At 67.5% G+C, this 668-nt stretch carries 1 protein-coding gene; it reads left to right on the top strand.

Features of this window, described 5'->3' with window-relative positions; genetic code table 11:
• A partial coding sequence (locus A5688_RS13790) for a thiolase family protein (protein ID WP_131812147.1) occupies positions 1 to 668 on the top strand: 668 nt, incomplete at both ends.

The raw sequence follows: 668 nt of genomic DNA, 5'->3' as shown, positions 1-668 counted from the left end.
TGCGGATCGAGCCAGCAGGCGCTGCACTTCGCCGCGGCCGGGGTTATCTCGGGCCAGTACGACGTCGCGGTGGCCGGCGGCGTCGAGATGATGAGCCGAGTCCCCATGGGCGCATCCCGCGGGATCGACGTCGGCGATCCGATGACCGAGTCCGAGCAGAAACGCTACGGCGTCAAGCAATTCCACCAGGGCATCGGCGCCGGACTGATCGCTCAGCGCTGGTCGCTGTCGCGCACCCAACTCGACGAGTACGGCGCAGAGTCTCACCGCCGGGCCGCACAAGCCATCGATGCCGGGGAGTTCGTCGATGAGATCTTACCGGTGACACTGCCCGATGGAACGACCGTAGCCACCGACGGCGGCGTGCGCCGCGACACGACGGCAGACAAACTCGCCGCGCTCAAGCCGGCCTTCACCACCGACGGGGTAATCACCGCGGGCACCTCGTCTCAGATCTCCGACGGATCGGCGGCGCTGCTGATCACCACCTCAGCCCGGGCACACGAGCTGGGGCTGCGACCGTGGGCCCGGATCCACACCGCGGTGCTGGCCGGCTCCGACCCAGTGACGATGTTGACCGCTCCGATTCCCGCGACCGCCAAAGCCCTTGCACGAGCTGGATTGTCGATGTCTGACATCGGCACCTTCGAGGTCAACGAGGCGTTCGC

Origin of the sequence: Mycobacterium mantenii, assembly GCF_001667865.1 — a bacterium.
Classification (GTDB): domain Bacteria; phylum Actinomycetota; class Actinomycetes; order Mycobacteriales; family Mycobacteriaceae; genus Mycobacterium; species Mycobacterium mantenii_A.
Note: the sequence above shows the minus strand (reverse complement) of the source record. Positions and strands in the feature narration are given on the sequence as shown.